Genomic DNA, 15,730 nt, shown 5'->3' with positions numbered 1-15,730 from the left:
TCATGCTCCGATCAGATCGGTGACGATGGTCGCGACGTGTGCGACACGTGGTTCCTCGACGATCGTCAGGTGGTTGCCGGGGACGTCGATGATCTTCAGTCGCCCGGTGATCAGCTCGCCCCAGCCGTTGGCCGGGTCGTCGAATTTCGTGCCACCGACGCGGTGCATCGTTTCGAGCACCTCCGGAAGCGGTTCGGCGGCGTGGATCAAGGTCAGGTCCACATCGGCGGGCGCCGGGCGGTAGTTCACGACGGCACAGGCATGGGCGGCGTAGACGTCGAAGAGCCTGCGGATCACCGTCTCGTTGCTGCCCGGCGGCAGGACTCCCTCGCGCACGGCGAGTTCGGCCACGTACTCGAATTTCTCGTCCAGCGTGGTCAGGTGGGCAGGGATCGTCTCCAACGGGGAGTCGCCGCCGCGTCGCAGCAGCAGCAGTTCCCAGACGAAATACCGCAGCAGCGTCTCGGCCTCCTCGTCGGCGGACAGTTGCGCGCGGCGGGCCGGGTCCAGCACGACGCTGTCGAGCACGATGAATTCGTCGACCCGTTCGCCCGCATCGTGGAGCAGGCGGGCCATTTCGAAGGCGACGATCCCGCCGAAGGACCATCCGCCCAAGGTGTAGGGGCCCTCGGGTTGCACGCGCCGAATCGCCTCGAGGTAGTAGGCGGCCAGCTCCGGCACGCTCGACAGCGGTTCGGTGCCGAGCGCGGCGCCCGGCGCCTGCACACCGTAGAACGGCCGATCCGACCCGAGTCGCCGGGCCAGCGGCACGTAGCACAACACGTTGCCGCCCAAGGGATGAACGAAGTACACCGGACGACCACGCCCGTCCGCGCGGATCGGAACCAGAGGGTCGAACGACGACGCCGCCCCGCTGTCGCGCAGCCGCGCGGCCAAGGCGGCCACCGTGGGGGCGACCACGAACTCCGAGAGCGCGATGGCGACTCCGTATCGTCGTTCGATCGACGCCACCAGCCGCATCGCCGTGAGCGAGGTAGCACCCCGATCGAAGATGTCGTCCTCCACGCCGATCTGCGGCAGCTGCAGTTGGTCGGCGACGATTTCGGCGATGGCGTGTTCGTATTCGTCCCGCGGCGCGGTGGCGTCGCGAGCGCTGTCGGGGGTGAGCGGTATCCGGCGCAGCGCCGCATCGTCGCGTTTGCCGCTGGGGGTCAACGGCAGCGACGGGAGCCATTGGAAGTGCGTCGGCACCAGGTATTCCGGCAGTTGCGCGCGTAGTTTGCTGCGCAGACCGTCCAGGTGGGTGCGCTGCGGGTCGCCGACCAGGAATGCGACGAGGTACGAATCGGTGTCGGTGCGGTTGCGCACAACGACGGCGGCATCGCTGATGCCCGTGCCCTCGATCCCGGTGATAGCCAATTCGATCTCTGCCGGTTCCACCCGGAAACCGCGGACCTTGACCTGCGTGTCGGCGCGCCCGACGGTCGCCACCGAACCGTCGGGCAGCACCAGACCGAGATCTCCGGTGCGGTAGAGACGTTCGCCGGGAGCCCCGAACGGATCCGGCAGGAACCGCTCGGCGGTGAGCTCAGGCTGGTTCAGATATCCGTCGGCCGGACAGACGCCACCCAGATAGATCTCGCCCTGCCCGCCGACCGGCACCGGGCGCAGCCGGGAATCGAGCACATGGATCGAGGCGCCATCGATCGCCCGGCCGATCGGTGGCAGCGCGGGGAATCGGGCAGGGTCGCCGGTCATGGAATAGCTTGTGGCCACGTGTGTTTCGGTCGGACCGTACTGGTTTTCCAGGAGTACGCCCGGCAGCCGGGTACACAACTGCCGGATCGCATCGGTGACCAACAGTTTTTCTCCGGAGGAGATGAGGACCCTCAGGCTGCGCGGGAAGGTGTCGAGCGCCACCGCGGTCTCGGCGAGTTGCTGCAGCGCGACATACGGCAGGTAGAGCCGGGTGACGCCGTCGCGGTCGAGACGGCGCAGCAGCGCGGCCGCATCGCGCCGCTCGGCGTCGGGAATCAGCGCCAGCGTGCCACCGCCGCGCAGCGTGGCGAAGATTTCCTGGAAGGAGACGTCGAATCCGAGTGGGGCGTATTGCGCGGTGACTCCGCCCAGCGCGGCGCCGGCCGTATCGTTCTGCCAGGCCACCAGATTGGCCAGGGCGCGATGCGGCATCGCCACGCCCTTGGGCTGTCCGGTGGAGCCGGAGGTGAACAGCACGTACGCGGTGCTCTCGGAGATGATTTCGGGTAGCGGCGCGTCGGCGGCTTGGGCGCCGAGCAGATCCTCGGCGAGCAGGATGCACTCGCCCTGCAGCAGCGGTGCGTGTTCTGCGGTGGTGATCACCCGGAATGGCTCGGCTTGGGCCAGCACCGCCGCGATGCGCCGCCGTGGGTAGGTGACGTCCAGCGGGACCGCCGCGACACCGGCCGCGAGCACTCCGAGCAGAACCGCGATCGTTTCGGGGGAGCGCGGCATCGCGATACCGACGGTGTCGCCGAGACGGCATCCCTGCGAAATCAGGTGCCGCGCAACGCGATCGGCTGCCCGGCCCAGCTCGGCATAGGTGTAGCGCCGATCGTCGAGCGCGACGGCCGTCGCCGAGGGTGTCCGGGCGATCTGCGCGCGGACGGCGGAGACGATGTCGGCCGGTGTGCGATCCGGTGCCACGGTCGGCGCTGCCGTCGCGGCGAGGAATGCGACGGACGGGGGCTCGTACGGTTCGTCCACGATGCGGCGCACGATCGCGAAGAGGTCGTCGAGATACACATCGGCCTGGGCAGGGGTGAACACCGTTCCGCGGCAATCGATCCGGAACCAGATTCGCCCGTCGGCCGGATGGGTGAACGTGTTGACCAGCAGCGCCAGATTGGTCTCCTCCCACGTGTGGAAGTCGAGCATCGAGATCTCCGCGAGCCCCAGAACCGTTGCGAGCTGGCGGAAATGGACATAGTTGAATCCGGTGTCGAGCACGCTGGAACCGAGATCGCGTTGGATCGCGCTGAGCGGGTAGCGGCGGTACGGGAAGCTGTGCTGCTCGCAGCGCTGCGCTTCCCGCACGAGTTCGAGCCAGTTCGGGGTGTCGACGCTCAGCCGCATCGGCACGGTATTGAGGAACAGCCCGGACATCCGCTCGGCGTCGGCCAGTTCGGGCCGACCATGGGTGATGAGCCCGGTCGTGATGTCGGTGGCCCCGCCGAACAACCCCAGCGCGGCGCAGTGAGCGGCGAACAGCACCGACTTCATCGGCACGGCGTGCGTGCGCGCGAAGCGGCGCACCGCTTCGGCCAGTTCATCGGGCAGCGCGGCGATGCGGGTGATCGGGTCATCCGGGCCGGGGGCGGTGTGCGCGGCGAAGGCCGCGGGCAGTGTCGGCACGGCACCGGCGAGACGATCGCGCCAGAACTGTTGTTGCGCAGGGTCTTCGAGCGCCGTGCGCTCTGCTAGCACATACTCCGCAGCCGAGGGGAGCGCGCGCTGTGCGACCGGATCGATGCGCAGGCCCAGACCGTGGGCGTAATCCTGCAGTAGCTCGCCGATCAGGGTGGCGACGCTGCCGCCGTCGAGGATCGCGTGATGGAAACTCAGCACCAGCTCCACCGTGTCCGGGCAGAGCAAGACCTGCAGCAGCGACAACGGCGCGTGCTCGAACCGATAGCGATGTGTGCGCCGGTGTTCGACATGCTCGGCGATCGTCGCCCGGGCGGTCTCGGCGTCGCCGTCCCGCAGGTCGGCGATGTCCAGGCCGCCTGGGGCGCTGTGGTGCACGACCTGCAGCGGTTCGGAGAAATCACTCAGGTTCAGGCTCGAACGCAGTGCCGGATGCCGGATCACCAGCCGGTCGAAGGCGTGCCGGAACGCGCGCTCGTCCCAGGGCATCGACAGCGTGTAGCGGAAGACATCGTGATAGGTCGCGGAATCCTCTTGCGCGCGGCTGTAATACAGCATGCCGAGCTGAAGCCGAGTGAGCGGGAAGGCATCTGCCGCGCTCGCCAATGCCGCTCGATCCACCTGCGACACCAGCTCGAAAGGGGCCAGTGACGTATCCGCGCCGACGGTGGCCGTGGTCGCGACGCCCGCCACGGTCGGGTGCCGCACCAGATCCTCGAGCGCGAAACGGATGCCGTGCTGCTGAGCCCTCGCCCGGATCGGCAACATCAGCATGGAATCGCCGCCGAGCGCGAAGTAGTCGTCGTGCACGCCGACGTTCTCGACGCCGAGCACCTCGGACCAGATCTCGGCGAGGACCGCCTCGGTGGTGGTGCGCGGGGCGGTGCGGTGACCGGTGGTCACCTCGCCGGTGTCCAGGGGGCGCAGCGCACGGCGGTCGGCCTTGCCGTTGGCCGTGAGCGGAATACGATCGATGCGCACGAATCGTGCCGGAATCATGTAGTCGGGCAACGTCTTCGCCAGCTCGTCACGGATCGTAACGCTGTCCGCGGCGCTATCGGCGAGGTAATAGCCGACGAGATAGGTGCCGCGCCCGGCGGAGCTGTGGTCCAGCACGATCGCGTCGCGGATGCCGGGCACCTCGGCCAGTGCGTTGCCGACCTCGCCGAGTTCCACCCGGTTGCCGCGAATCTTCACCTGATCGTCGAGGCGGCCGAGATATTCCAGATTGCCGTCGGCCAGCCAGCGCACGCGATCTCCGCTGCGGAACAGTCGTTCGCCGGGCACGAACGGGTCGGCAACGAACCGCTCCTCGGTCAGCTCCGGCCGCCCCAGGTAGCCCCGGGCCACCCCGACGCCACCGATGTACAGCTCGCCCGGGACTCCGACCGGCTGCAACCGGCGCTCGGCGTCGAGGACGTACAGCCGGATATTGTCGATCGGCCGCCCGATCGGGACCCGATCCACGGCCGCGGAGTCGGTGGGGCACCGATAGTAGGTGACGTCGACGGTGGCCTCGGTCGGTCCGTACAAATTCACCAGTTCGACTGCGCCGGTGCCGAAGATGCGGCCGAACTGGGCCACGCGGGCGGGCGGGAGCGCCTCACCGCTGCAGAACACCAGCCGCAGTGCGGTCAGTGCCTCCCGCAACTCGGGGGCGGACTCCAGCAGCTCGAGGAAGGGCCCGAACATCGACGGCACGAAATGCACGACGCTGCACCGCTGTTCGGCGATCGTTCGCGCGATCACCTCCGGATCCTTCTCGCCGCCCGGCGGCAGCAACGCCACCGTCGCGCCCTCGAGCGCCCACCAGAACAACTCCCATACCGACACGTCGAACGAGATGGGCGTCTTCTGCAGCACGATGTCGCCGGGGCCGATCGGGAAGCGCCGCTGCATCCAGGCCAGCCGGTTGATCACCGACCGGTGTTCGACCATCACACCTTTCGGCCGACCGGTGGAGCCCGAGGTGTAGATGACGTAGGCCAGGTTTCGGTCGGTGGCCTTCGGCTGTGGCCGCGTGCCGATGCCGTCCGGTAGCTCGTCGACATAGAGCACGTGCGGGCCGGGCGGCAGTGGAAAACCGCGTTGGCTCAGGGCGATTCGCGCCCCGCTGTCCTCGAGCAGGAACCGGATGCGGTCGGCCGGATAGCCCGGATCGACGGGCACATAGGCCGCCCCGGCTCGCAGCACGCCGAGCACCGCGGCGAGCATGTCGGGGCTGCGGCCGAGCAGGACGGCCACCCGGTCGTCGGGCCGCACACCTGCGCTCCGCAATGCGCCGGCGACCCGATCGGCTCGGGCGGACAAGTCGGCGTAGGTGATGGGGGACCGGTCGTCGGCGATCGCGATGCGGTCCGGGGTGCGTCCGGCCTGCCGTTCGAACAGGTCGTGCAGGGTGTGGGCGCCGGTGAGCTCGACCGGGGCTCCTCGGCCCAGGCGCAGCAGTTCGGTGTGGTCGGCGGGGGTGAGCATCGTCAACTCCGACACCGGTGCATCGGGCCGTTCGACGGCGTCGCGCAACAGGTTGCGCAGATATTCGGTGAAGGACTCGATGGGGAAGTCCTCGTCGAAAACGTCCGGTGCGTAATCCAAGTCGAATTCGAGCTCACCCGTGTCGTCATGGGAGATGAGCTGAATCGACAGCGCCTCCTGGGCGCGCAGCTGCATCCGATTTCCGACCTCGAGCCGCAGGTCCGGCACGGGGGCGACCGGTGGGGTGAAGCGCGTGTAGCTGAGCGTGACGTCGAACAATTGCCGCGTGCCGTCGCCGAGCTCGGACAGGCTGTGCAGCAGGTCTCCGGTGGACAACCGTTCGTGACCGCGCAGCGCCTTGGTGGTGGTTCGAGCCTCGGCCGCCAGTTCCCGGGTCGATGCCGCGCCCCGGACCGCGACCCGGAACGGAAGTTCGGTGACGAAGAGCCCGGCCGTCATCCGGTCTCGATCGGTATGGCGGTTGGCGAACGGGACACCGAGCACGATGTCGCCGCTGTCGTGGATCCGGGACAGGCAGGTCGCGAGGACGGCGGCGACGAAGGCGAACGGCGAACCCGCGATCTCGCGCATCGCGGCACTGTGCTCCGCGGGAACCGTGAACGAACTGCGCAGGCTGTGCTCGGTGCCGGTCCTCCGATCTCGGCTGCGGGAGAACAGCGCTGGGGTGGAACCGGCCAGGACCGATCGGAAGTATTCGATGTCGCCGCGGTGCTCGGCCCCGGCCCGGTATTCGAGATCGGACCGCACGGCCGCGAGATACGAGGGTGGCGTCAGCTCCAGCGGCTCGCCCGTGCGCAGGACGTGCTCGTAGTCGAACCAGACCTGCACGAGCGCCAGCGAGTGGGTGGAACCGTCGGTGACGAGGTGGTGGGCGTTCAGATAGAGGTAGACGACGGACGGACTCTCCCGCAGTATTGCCGCCCGATACATGCGGGCGTCCCGGAGCGCGAAGGGGCGCACGCAGTCCCGGTCCCGCCAGTCGGCGCAGGCGCGGGCCGGGTCGGCCGCCGCGGAAAAATCGACGATCTCGACGTGTGCCGGTGCCGGGTCCACCCACTGGTACGGCTGCCCGTCCTGCTCGTCGAAGCGCAGCGCGTAGTTGTCGTTGCGGGCCAACATCCGTTCGAAACACGCGCGCATCACGTCGATGTCGATATCTCCCTGCACTCGCTGCCAGACGGCGACGTTGTACTGCGGGTCGTCGACCGGGGCCAGGGAGTCGGCGATCCACATGTCGCGCTGGATGGCTGTCAGGTCGTACGTGGCGGGCGTGGTCACAATGCCTCGATTCCGATCGAGCGGGCCGGCGCTTCGAGCCGGGCTCGCGCGGGCGCGTCGTAGGTGAGGCGGAAGTCGTCGAGACGTACCCGCCGGGTGCGCAGCCACATGTCCAGCTGGGAGCCGGGCCAGGCCGTGGCCCGGCCGGTGGTGGGGTCCTGCAGATAGTTCGCGCAACTGCCGCCGCGGCTGAGGAAGCCGAGACTGGTGATGCTCCAGGCGCGTTCGAGGAATGCGCGCTGCGCCTCGGGTTCGACCTCGATGGTGCGCACGCCGCGGTCGCGCACGAGGCGGGCGATTTTGGTGAGATAGCGGGTCTGCAACTCGATGTTCAGCAGCATCGAGGTGTGGGTGAGCCGGCCGTAGGGCCCGAGAATCATGAAGAAGTTCGGGAATCCCGCGATGCTGTGCCCCATATAGGTTTCGGCGCCTTGGGCGCCGCAGGTGTCGGCGATGGTGATGCCGTTGCGTCCGGTGACCGGCAGTCGACGGTAGGTCTGATGGATGTCGAATCCGGTGGTCCACACGACGGCGTCGACGGCGCGTTCGTGACCGTCGGCGGAGACGGTCGTGTGCTCGGTCAGCCGCGCCAGCGCACTGGGAATCACCTCCACGGTGGGCTTGGTCAGCGCGGGGTAGAAGGTGTTCGTATTGGGTGCTCGTTTACAGCCGAAACGGTATGTCGGCGTCATGATTTCGCGCAGTGCCGGATCCGGTATCTGCTTGTTTCTGAAGTTCGCCGCCATTTTCTCCATGACGGTGCTGAAGATGCCGTACTGCTGGGCCAGATGGATCATTTGGGCCGCGGCCATCGACAGCCCGCGCAGGGCCCGGTTGAGTCCGGGGACATACTTCAGGGCCGAGCGTGCCACGCCGGTCAATTCGATGTCCCCGGCCTTCGGCAGGATGTAGGGGGCCGAACGCTGGAAGACATACAGTTGCGCCGCGCTCTCGGCCAATTCGGGAATGATCTGCACCGCACTCGAACCGGTGCCGACGACCGCTATGCGCTTGCCGGTGGGGTCGAAATCGTCGTCCCACTCCCGGGAATGGAGCTGTCGACCGGCGAACAGATCCCTGCCGGGGAGGTCGGGAATCCAGGCGGTGTCCTCCGGGCCGAATCCGGCGAAGACGAGCTGTGCCTCGAAGCGACGGCCGTCGGCTGCGGTAAGCCGCCACAGGCCTGCGGTTTCGTCGAAGGTGAAGTCGACGATCTCGGTGTTCAACCGCAGATGCCGATGCAGATCGAACCGCCGGGCCACCTCGTGCTGATAGGCCAGGATCTCCGACTGCGTGGCATAGACCCGGCGCCAGTCGTATTTCTCATGGTTCGACAGGGAATAGAACATGGCCGGAACGTCGACCGCGCAGCCGGGATAGTGGTTGTGCAACCAGGTTCCGCCGAGGTCGTGATCCTTTTCGAAGATCAGCAGATCCGAGAATCCGGCCTTTTTGAGCCGAATTGCCATGGATAGTCCGGAAAACCCGGCACCGATCACAGCGATCTGTGTCCTCATAACCACACCACTCCTCTTCGTGGCGGAATTGCCCACGCTCGAATAAGCCCTGACGGACTTACCGCAGAAGCCGTTGTCCCGCAGACTGATTCGAGCCGAACACGGGAGTTGAGAAACCCGGTTCTCCCGGCACCGGATGCCCGGCCGGGAGTTTTGTTAGCTATTCTCAGAATCTACTCATGCGGAGGGCTCACGCAATGTGCCGTCCATCACGACGGGCACGCCAGGCGGAGAACGGCTGCTGCACCTCCTGCGGTGCCTCCGCGATGGCCTCCGGGTCGGGCTCGGCCGGGGTGGCAGAGGGCAGATGGATGACGATGTCGAAGGCTTGCACCGGGTTCACGTCGAGGTACCAGTTGCCCATGCGGTAGCGGGTGGTGGCTCCTACCGCCGCCGAGTCCTCGGGAGACAGGGTGCGGAGGTCGATGGCGAAGGGGCCGTCGTGGGTGGCCGACATCAGCGCATCGAGGCTGCCGGTTTCGGGGGGTTGCAGGTCGGTGAAGAAGGTGCCGGTGTGGAAGTCGTTGCCGGTGTTGAGGGTTCGGCCGGTGGCGGTGGTTGCGCCGATGACCAGATAGTCGTCGCCGAGGCGGTCGGCCAGGTGCATGCCGAGGGGAGTCGCGGTGGGGATGCCGGGCATGGTCAGGGGATAGCGTTGGAGGTGGCCGTTGTGGGCGGCCAGGACCATGCGGTCTTCTCGGCGCAGGATCCAGTCGACCGTGTCGGCCATCGCGGCATCACGGAAGTTCGCGACGTCCTGCTGGTCGCCTCGGGTCATTGCGCGCACGACCGCGTCCAGCGTGATCGTGAGGCGCAGAGCATGCAGTGCGCGTTCGTAATCCGCGGTGCCCGTGCGCCGGACGTAGTCCAGGCGCCGGGCGACCAGCCGCGTCGACAATCGGGTCAGGCCCGCGGTCAGGGCGTCTCGCCGCGCGGGTTCCAGTTCCGTGTACGCGCCGATGGCCGTGGCGAGGGAGAAGATCGAGGGTGCCGCGAACGCGGCCGCCGTCTCGCGGATGGCCGGGTCGACCGCGATGTCCGGATCGGCTCGGGTGAGATAGGCGAGGACGGCGTCGAGGCTGGGCAGCAGGGAGATGTTCGAGCCGGACAGATCCGCGCCGTAGAAGCCGACCGGCCGGGCGGACTCCAGGTTGTGCTGCCGCATCCAGTTCAGCTGGTCGCGCATCTCGGTGCACATCCCCATCAATGAGGTCATGCCGGTCGCCAGCACCCGCCCGAGCCGATCCTCGCCGCCGCGCACCCAGCCGTCGACGAGCCATCCTTCGGTGAAGCCGGATTCCATGGCGTAAGCGCCGAATCCGTGACGCTCGACCAGATACCGCAGCAGGCGGTGGCGGAGGCGATAGAACTCGTGGTTGAAGTGCGCAGGCTCGCCGATGGCCACCACCCGGGCGTTGCCGATCGCGTCGTCGAGCCATTTCAGATCGCCCAGCGGCGCAGCCGGATCCAGCGTGCGCAGTGGGCGCACGGCGTCGTCGCGCAGGCGGGCGTTACCCGAGGTGGTCATGTCTCACTCCTAACGTTTCCAACTTTGGGAACAATACCAAGTATGGGAACATTGGGGAATGGACATTCTCGACCTGCTGCTGCATCCGGTCCGGTTGCGCATCGTGTACGCCCTGTCCGGCGGTCGGGTGTGCACGACCGCCGAGTTGTGCGCGAGCCTGGCCGACGTCCCCAAGACGACCGTGTACCGGCATGTCGGACTGCTGGCCGAGGGTGGAGTGCTGGAGATCGCCGACGAACGGCGGGTGCGCGGCGCGGTCGAGCGCTCCTATCGGCTGCGACCGAATCGGCCCTCGATCGCACCCGAGGCGGGTGAGCAGATGTCTCCGGACGAACACCGCCGCGGGTTCGCCGCTGCGATGGCGGCATTGCTGGCCGAGTTCGATGCCTATCTCGACCGTCCCGGCGCCGACCCGTTCGCCGACGCGGTGGGTTATCGGCAGGGCATCCTCTGGCTCAGCCCCGAGGAACGCGCGGAAATGCTCGGCGAACTGTCGGCGCTGCTGTCGGCCAAGCGGCACAACGAACCCGCGCCGGGCCGTCGGCCACATCTGGCCAGCTGGATCATGTTTCCCACCGAGGCGCCCGACCGGCGGTAGCCGGTCAGAGATCGCGGTTGCGCAAATACCACCAGGCCGCGGCGCCCGCGCCCAGCGTCCACAGCAGTAGGACGACGGCCGCCGCGGGGCTGGGGGCCAGCAGTGCGCTGTCGGGGAAGGATCCGACGGCGACCGTCGACACCGTGGCCGAACCCGGCAGCAGTACCGCCAAGCCCGGGACACCGGCACCGCCCGCGACCAACCAGATCAGCGGTTCGATGATCAGCAGCCATCCGATCGGCGCGGCGATGGCCAGGACCGACGAGCGCAGCAGCAGGCCGAGGCTCGCGCCGATCAGCCCCCAGCACACCACCGCCAGCAGGCCGCCGCCGAGCACGGCCGTGAAGCGCATCCCGAATTCGATCTGGTGCCGGTCGACGAGCAATCCGAGCCCGGCGCCCACCTCCGCGGCCACCCCCAGCAGCAGCGAATAGCCTGCGGTGACACCGAGTTTCGTCCCGAGCAGCACATCGCGGTCGGGAGTGAACAGCGAGGTGAGCGGCATGCTCTGATACCGGTACTCCGTGCCCGTGCCGAATGCGCCGCCGACCAGGGCGGCGACGGCCGCGACCACCAATCCGATGTAGAGACCGACGCTGGCGGTGCCGGTGGCGAGGGCCTCGTGTGGCTGCGGCCGGGTGCCCAGGACCGCGGACACCGCCGCCGCCCCGAATCCGCTCACCGCGCACAATCCGACGAGCAGCCAGGCCACACGCAGGGTGGTGATCTTGCGGATCTCGGAGGTCGCGGCCCTGCTGATATCCGCGGGCACGGTGAGGATCAACGGAGCGCTCCATAGGGGCTCGCAGGAACGGGGGCAGCGGTTTTCGTCAGCGTGGCCAGCACGCGGTCGGGATGCACCGGCTCCGGGATCATCTCCGTCAGCCGCACTCGCGCCGTATCGGCGGCGGCCTCGATATCGGCGCGGGTGGCCTCGGCGATCGCGAGCCGTCCGTCCGAGCGCATGACCGTATCGGTGAAGCCCTGCGCGGCCAGGGTCGTCGCCAGGGCGATCGGACTGGAGGCGCCGACGAGCAAGCGGTCGGGGTGGCTGCGCCGCAACCGGCGCGGACTGCCCTGGTACACCACCGATCCCGCACCGAGCACGATCAGCTGGTCGGCGACCGGCAGCACCGCCGCCAGGCTCTGCGAGGTCAGCAGGACCGAGCCGCCGCGGCGAGCGTGGCCGCGCAGGAATTCCGTCAGCCAGCCGCGTTCGGCGGCGTCGAGTCCGGTGAGCGGGTCGTCGAGCACCAGCAGCGGCGGATCGCCGAGCAGGGCGACCGCCAGTGCCAGCCGCGTCTGCATGCCCGGCGACAGTTCCCGCACCCGCATGTCGGCGGGCAGCCGGGTCAGCGCCAGCAGGGTGTCCACCCGGTCGTCGGAAACGCCTGTGGCAGCGGCATAGACGCGCAACTGCCCGCGGACCGTGCGCAGCGGATGCAGCCCGCGCGGCTGCAGCATCGCCCCGATCTTCGCGCCGGTTTTCGGATCGCCGACGACCACACTGCCGGAACTGGGTTCGAGCAGACCCAGCAGCAGGCGCACGAACGTCGTCTTACCGGATCCGGGAGGACCGACCACCGCGGCGGTGGTCCCGGCCGGAATCGACACGGTCACATCGCGCAGGACGGTCACGCCCTCGAAGTGCTTGTGCAGGCCGGTGACCGAGAAGGCGAGCGGGCGCGGGGAACTCATCGCGTCCCGCGGGGATCGTCGAGGGCCGGAAGCGGGTCCGCGTCGATCACCATCGGCCCGGGCCAGGTCCGCGGTGCCGGACCGAAGGCGTTGTGCGCGTTGGTGATCACGGACTTGCCGAGCGTCCGGTTGCCGAACCCGCCGATGGCCGCGCCGATTCCGGCGGGAAGAACCTTGCCGACCATGAGTGCGCTGCGTTTGGCGATGAACTGCACGATGAAGCGCTTGAGCAGCGAATCGTTCATGCCGCGGATGCCGGGAATCCGGTTCGCCAGCAGGGTCCCCCAGTTCTTCGCCGACCGTCCGACGCTCTGCTCGACGATCTCCATACCGGTCTCGCCCAGCACCACTCCCAGCACCAGTGCGCGGCGCCGTTCGGAGTCCTCGGGGGCGATGCCGTGCACGGCGGCGACCGCAAGGGTGAACAGTGCCGACGCCTCCAGGAAGAATGCGGTCTCCGCACCCATCGCCGCCAGCGAGGCGATCGTGCCGACGCCGGGCACGGCGGCCGTCGCGCCGACCGCGGTGCCGCTGCCGGTCACCGTGGTGAGGTACTGCCGCTCCAGTCGTTCCACGATCTGGGCGGGGGACTCGTCGGGGTGCGCGCGGCGCAACCGGTCGACATATTTCGCGACCGCGGGCGCCTGCAGCTGCGAACCGTTGTCCAGCAGCGACACCACGGCCTTCTCCAGGCCGCCTTTGAACATGGCGCAAACCCCTCTCGTCCGGTCTGTTGAGACTCTAGTGGTCCGATCGGCGCTCGACCGGGCACCCGGCTCGTCCTTTCAACGAATGAGTTCACCGGGTCAGTTCCGCCGAATCGTCCTACCGTGGATCCGTGAGTGGTGTTTCCGAGGGCGCGAGAGGGCTTCCGGATCCGCGGTTGCGGGCGTTCGTCGGTGCGTACGACGGCTATCTGATGCGCGGCTTCGCGCCAGGATTTCATGTCGGGATGCCGACGACGGCGCTGACCGTGATCGTCACCATCGACGAAGCGCTCGAGCTGCCGGTGGTGCCGCATCCGGAGCAGCCGAGCGGGACCTGGGATGCGCTGGCCAGCGGGCTGACCGTGCGGCCGTGTGTGATCGCGCACCACGGATTCCAGCACGGCATTCAGCTGGCGGTGACGCCGCTGGGGTCGCGCGCGCTGCTGGGCCTGCCGGTCGGTGCGCTCGGGTCGTGGGTGGTGGATCTGGCCGAACTGCTCGGCCCGGACGCCGGGGAGCTGCGGGAGCGGATCTCGGCCACCTCGGACTGGGCGGTGCGGTTCGCCGTGCTGGACGAGATCCTGCTGCGCCGGGTCGCCGACACCACGATCGACCCGAATCTGCAGCGGGCCTGGCAGTTGCTCACCGATTTGTCCCGGGCGCCCCGGGTTTCCGATGTGGCCGCGGATATCGGCTGGAGCAGAAGACATCTCGGCAACCGGTTCACGGCCGAGTTCGGCATCACCCCGAAGGATGCCGCGCGGCTGGCGCGGTTCGAGGCGTCGCACCGCATGCTGTGCCGCGTCGAGGCGACCATCGCCGAGGTCGCCGCGGCCACCGGCTACTACGACCAGGCGCATATGGCCCGGGAGTGGCGTGAGCTGGCGGGGATGCCGCCGTCGCAGTGGCTGGCGCGCGAGGAGTTCCCATTCGTCCAAGACCCGCCACCGCTGCGGTTGGAAGACTCGAAAGTATGAGCGAAACATCCACACGAACCACGACGGTGATCTGGCCGACCTTCATCTACCGCGACGCCCCTGCCGCGATCGAGTTCCTGAAGACGGCGTTCGGCTTCGTCGAACGCGCCCGCTACGGCGAGGGCGAGGTGGTCGAGCACGCCGAACTCGCCTGGCCCGGCGGCGGTGGCATCATGCTCGGCTCCGAGGGCGTGGGTTCGACGCTGTGCGAGCAACCGGCGGGCATCGGCTCGGCCTACATCGTCGTCGACAACCCCGACGAGCTGTACCAACGAGCCAAGGCCGCCGGCGCCACCATCACCGTCGAACTCCGCGACGAGGACTACGGCTCCCGCGGCTTCACCTGCCGCGACCCCGAGGGCGTCTTCTGGAGCTTCGGCACCTACGCCGGCGCCCCCGAGTGACCCCAACCCACCCGCACCCCTTCTCGGCAAACGCACCCCGTAGATCACCCCGGAGGGGGTGCGTCTACGACGAAGGGGTGCGGCTGCTGGGCCAGCCGGGGACGCGTTCGGCCGGGGTGGGGGGAGGGGGTGGGGTGCCGGTGCCGAAGGGGGTGCCGCCCAGGGATTCTCGGCCGTGGGGGGTGAGCCAGCCGGACAGGTCGGGTCCCTTCGGGACGATGCGGGTGGGGTTGATGTCGGCGTGGACGATGTAGTAGTGCTGTTTGATCTGGGGGAAGTCGACGGTGTCGCCGAAGCCGGGGGTCTGGAACAGGTCGCGGGCGTAGGCCCACAGCGCCGGCAGCTCGGTGAGTTTGCTGCGGTTGCACTTGAAATGGCCGTGGTAGACCGCGTCGAAGCGGACCAGCGTGGTGAACAGCCGCACATCGGCCTCGGTGATGGTGTCGCCCACCAGATAACGCTGCCGCTGTAGCCGCTGCTCCAGCCAGTCCAGCACGGTGAACAGGCGGTCGTAGGCCGCCTCGTAGGAACGCTGGTCACCCGCGAAACCGCAGCGGTAGACACCATTGTTGACCTCGGTATACACCCGCCGGTTCACCTCGTCGATCTCCGCCCGCAGCGGCTCGGGGTACAGCTGCGGCGCACCCGGCCGGTGATGGCTCACCCACTCGGTGGAGAAATCGAGGGTGATCCGGGCGTAGTCGTTGGTGACCACTTCCCCCGTCGGCACGTCCACGATCGCGGGCACGGTGATGCCCCGCGGATAGTCCGGGAACCGCTTCAGATAGGCATCGCGCAGGAAGTGGATGCCCAGGACCGGATCCACGCCGCCGGGATCCAGATCGAAGGTCCAACTGCGCTTGTCGTGGGTCGGCCCGCACAAACCCAGCGAGATGACCTCCTCCAGGCCGAGGAGGCGCCGCACGATCAGCGTCCGATTCGCCCACGGGCAGGCCCGCGCCGCGATCAGCCGATAGCGGCCCGGCTCGACGGGATAGCCGTCGCGGCCGTCGGCGGTGATCCGCGTGGTGATGTAGTTCGTATCCCGTTTGAACTCGCCGGGTTCGACGTACGTGCCACTTTCGGACGACGAGGTAGTCACGCGCCCAGTGTGGCAGATGTCCGTTTCCCGATGGTGGTGTTGCCGGGGCAGGGCCTTAT

10 protein-coding genes are annotated in these 15,730 nt (G+C 68.3%); 3 read left to right on the top strand and 7 right to left on the bottom strand.

The window, feature by feature from the left end; all coding sequences use genetic code 11:
- From IU452_RS01815 to IU452_RS01805, 3 genes are all read right to left on the bottom strand, one after another.
- Positions 1–7,140 (bottom strand): non-ribosomal peptide synthetase, encoded by a 7,140-nt coding sequence (locus tag IU452_RS01815; protein WP_324192388.1) that lies wholly within the window; start codon positions 7,138–7,140, stop codon positions 1–3.
- Positions 7,137–8,657, bottom strand: coding sequence for a flavin-containing monooxygenase (locus IU452_RS01810; protein ID WP_195107087.1), 1,521 nt, complete (start codon positions 8,655–8,657; stop codon positions 7,137–7,139). Before IU452_RS01810 ends, IU452_RS01815 begins: the two co-directional genes overlap by 4 nt.
- Before the next feature lie 190 nt (positions 8,658–8,847).
- On the bottom strand, positions 8,848–10,185 hold the full coding sequence (locus tag IU452_RS01805; RefSeq protein ID WP_195107086.1) for an erythromycin esterase family protein: 1,338 nt from the start codon (positions 10,183–10,185) through the stop codon (positions 8,848–8,850).
- A gap of 58 nt (positions 10,186–10,243) precedes the next feature.
- On the opposite strand from IU452_RS01805, the gene IU452_RS01800 reads away from it, so the two are divergent.
- Entirely contained in the window at positions 10,244–10,783 is a 540-nt protein-coding gene (locus IU452_RS01800) for a helix-turn-helix domain-containing protein (RefSeq protein WP_195107085.1), read from the top strand.
- 4 nt (positions 10,784–10,787) lie between these two features.
- Here IU452_RS01800 and IU452_RS01795 read toward each other — a convergent pair whose 3' ends face one another.
- Genes IU452_RS01795 through IU452_RS01785 form a run of 3 tightly spaced genes read right to left on the bottom strand, consistent with a single transcriptional unit; the run spans position 10,788 to position 13,188 of the window.
- Positions 10,788–11,567, bottom strand: a complete 780-nt coding sequence (locus IU452_RS01795; RefSeq protein WP_195107084.1) for an ABC transporter permease — start codon at positions 11,565–11,567, stop codon at positions 10,788–10,790.
- The gene (locus tag IU452_RS01790; protein ID WP_195107083.1) at positions 11,564–12,481 is read right to left on the bottom strand and encodes an ABC transporter ATP-binding protein; all 918 of its coding nucleotides are present in this window, start codon (positions 12,479–12,481) and stop codon (positions 11,564–11,566) included. Before IU452_RS01790 ends, IU452_RS01795 begins: the two co-directional genes overlap by 4 nt.
- Complete coding sequence (locus IU452_RS01785; RefSeq protein ID WP_195107082.1) at positions 12,478–13,188, bottom strand: hypothetical protein; 711 nt, start codon at positions 13,186–13,188, stop codon at positions 12,478–12,480. The genes IU452_RS01790 and IU452_RS01785 overlap by 4 nt, the downstream gene beginning before the upstream one ends.
- A 131-nt stretch (positions 13,189–13,319) precedes the next feature.
- Between IU452_RS01785 and IU452_RS01780 the strand changes: the two genes are divergently transcribed.
- Both IU452_RS01780 and IU452_RS01775 read left to right on the top strand, forming a co-directional pair.
- Positions 13,320–14,165 carry a helix-turn-helix domain-containing protein gene (locus tag IU452_RS01780; RefSeq protein WP_195107081.1) on the top strand — a complete coding sequence of 282 codons (846 nt, stop codon included), beginning with the start codon at positions 13,320–13,322 and terminating at the stop codon, positions 14,163–14,165.
- Positions 14,162–14,569, top strand: coding sequence for a VOC family protein (locus IU452_RS01775; RefSeq protein WP_195107080.1), 408 nt, complete (start codon positions 14,162–14,164; stop codon positions 14,567–14,569). The genes IU452_RS01780 and IU452_RS01775 overlap by 4 nt, the downstream gene beginning before the upstream one ends.
- A 64-nt stretch (positions 14,570–14,633) precedes the next feature.
- Here IU452_RS01775 and IU452_RS01770 read toward each other — a convergent pair whose 3' ends face one another.
- A complete protein-coding gene (locus tag IU452_RS01770; protein ID WP_324192387.1) occupies positions 14,634–15,671 on the bottom strand; it encodes a glutathione S-transferase family protein in 1,038 nt (345 codons plus the stop codon).
- Between the last annotated feature and the right edge of the window lie 59 nt (positions 15,672–15,730).

Origin of the sequence: Nocardia transvalensis, from assembly GCF_015477765.1 — a bacterium.
Classification (GTDB): domain Bacteria; phylum Actinomycetota; class Actinomycetes; order Mycobacteriales; family Mycobacteriaceae; genus Nocardia; species Nocardia transvalensis_A.
The sequence above is the reverse complement of the archived record's forward strand: the minus strand, read 5'-3'. Positions and strand labels throughout refer to the sequence as shown.